This is a genomic window from Aliiroseovarius salicola (genome assembly GCF_027891095.1).
Taxonomy (GTDB): Bacteria; Pseudomonadota; Alphaproteobacteria; order Rhodobacterales; family Rhodobacteraceae; genus Aliiroseovarius; species Aliiroseovarius salicola.
In genome coordinates, this window is the sequence record NZ_JAQIIO010000021.1 from 1 (window position 1) to 2,509 (window position 2,509).

Genomic DNA, 2,509 nt, shown 5'->3' on the forward strand with positions numbered 1-2,509 from the left:
TCACCCGCATCTCATGGGTTACATCAGTCAGGATCTGCGGGGTCAGGTAAGCACCGCCGTCATCCTCGGCGAAGGGATCAATATGGGCCACAGCCCCATCTGCCAGGGCCTCAGAGATCTGCGCCCGCACCTCATCGGCAAAACGCACATTGGCCATCGGCCCCATCGTCGTTTCCGGATCCAGCGGGTTGCCCAGCTTATACCCCTTCACGATCGCCACCGCCTTATCGACAAAGGCGTCATAAAGACTCTCATGCACATAGATCCGCTCGATCCCGCAGCAACATTGCCCCGCGTTGAACATCGCCCCGTCAATCAGCGTCTCCACCGCCGCATCCAGATCGGCATCTTCCATCACGTAACCCGGATCCTTGCCACCAAGCTCGGTGCCAACCCCGGTAAAGGTGCCAGCCGCAGCCCGTTCCATCGCCTGACCACCGCCCACCGATCCGGTGAAGTTCACAAAGTCAAAGGCGTTGCCTGCGATCAGATCATTGGTCACATCATGGGACAGAAAGACATTCTGGAATACGTCCTCGGGAATGCCCGCCGCATGGAACGCCGCCGCCATCCGCTCGCCCACCAGCAGGGTCTGGGTGGCATGTTTCAACACCACCGTATTGCCCGCAATCAACGCCGGCGCCACCGTGTTGATCGCCGTCATATATGGGTAATTCCAGGGCGCCACCACAAACACCACCCCATGCGGCACGCGCTTGATATAGCGTTTGAAGCTCGCATCCTCACCCACTGCAATATCCGCCAAAGACGTTTCGGCAATCGACGCCATATGACTGGCACGTTCATTAAACCCGCCAAACTCACCCCCGTAACGCACCGGTCGCCCCATCATCTGGGCCAGCTCCGGCACAATCTCATCGTTCATCGCGCCGACGGCAGCCACACCGGCCATCACGAGCTCCACCCGTTCTGCCAAAGGCCGCGCCGCCCAACCCACTTGGGCATCCTTCGCCCGCTCCGCCGCCGCAAAGGCATCGTCCCGCGACAGAACCTCACGTTCCGCAAACACCAACCCATCAATCGGTGAGACACATCTCAACATCTGACCCATGCCAGTTCTCCAATTCCGAGGGCGCACGCCCTTTTCTTCTGACTGCAAATATCCCGGGGGTTTGGGGGCAGAGCCCCCAACCTCACCCAATCACGCCCGCTCAAACCCACGCGCGATCTCATAGTCCGTCACCACGCGGTCAAAATCCTCGATCTCCACCTCCGCAGCACGCACATAGTGGTCCACCGTCTCATCCCCCATCGCGGCCCGCAGCATTGCAGATCCATGCAGCGCATCGCGCGCCGCGCGCAGGTTCCCCGGGATCATCCCGGTCTCGCCCTGATAGACATCGCCCTTGGTGGGTGGCTGCAATTCCAGACCCTCTTCAATTCCGGCAATCCCTGCCGCAAGCATTCCAGCCATCGCCAGATAGGGGTTCATGTCTGAACCCGGAATACGGCACTCCACCCGCACCGCCTTGGTTCCGTCACCACAAAGGCGATAGCCCGCCGTTCGATTGTCCACCGACCAGATGATCCGGGTCGGCGCAAAGGTGCCTTTCATGAAGCGCTTGTAGCTGTTGATATAAGGCGCCATGAAATAGGTGTAATCCGGCGCGTATTTCAAAAGCCCCGCCATGTAGTGTTTCATCAGCCCCGACATGCCCAGATCATCCGACGGGTCAAAAAACACATTCTGCCCATCCTGCCACAGCGACTGGTGCACATGGCTTGATGACCCCACCTTGTCGTGATGCCATTTCGGCAGGAAGGTCGCCGCATGGCCCTGCTGCCAGGCAATCTCTTTCACCGCGTGTTTGGCAATCGTGTGATATTCCGCCGTGTCCATGGCAGGCGCATATTTGATATTCAGCTCCTCCTGCCCGGTCTCCGCCTCACCTTTGGAGTTCTCAATCGGCAGCCCGGCATTCCACAGGTGATTGCGGATCGGCCGCATCACATGTTCTTCCTTGGTGGTCTGCAGGATGTGATAATCTTCGTTATAGCCCGAGATCGGCGCGAGATCGCGAAAGCCTTCCTTGCGGATCTCGTCAAAGCTCTTCTCAAACAGGAAGAACTCAAGCTCGGTCGCGGTCATCGGCGTATATCCCATCGCCTCAAGCCGGTTCACCTGCTTCTTCAGGATCGCACGTGGCGAATGCGGCACCTCTTCATGGGTATGGTGATCCAATACATCACAAAGCACCATCACCGTGCCGTCCAGCCACGGCACCGGACGCAGCGTGGCCAGATCCGGCTTCATCACGTAATCGCCATAACCCCGCTCCCAAGAGGTCGACGCGTAACCATCCGGCGTCGCCATCTCAAGATCCGTCGCCAGCAAATAATTGCAGCAATGGGTCTCTTCATAGGCGCCAGCCACAAAATGACCCGCGTGAAAGCGTTTCCCCATCAAACGACCCTGCATATCAACCAAACACACCAATACAGTGTCAACCTCACCAGAGGCCACCTGCGACTTCAAAGCCTCAAATGT

The 2,509-nt window shown here is 58.5% G+C and carries 2 protein-coding genes; both read right to left on the reverse strand.

Annotated features, from left to right (window positions below):
• A partial coding sequence (locus O2N63_RS17410; RefSeq protein WP_271055583.1) for an aldehyde dehydrogenase family protein occupies positions 1-1,072 on the reverse strand: 1,072 nt, incomplete at its 3' end.
• Between the two features lie 90 nt (positions 1,073-1,162).
• Positions 1,163-2,509, reverse strand: a 1,347-nt coding sequence (locus O2N63_RS17415) for a glutamine synthetase family protein (RefSeq protein ID WP_271055584.1), incomplete at its 5' end; no start/stop codon positions are given.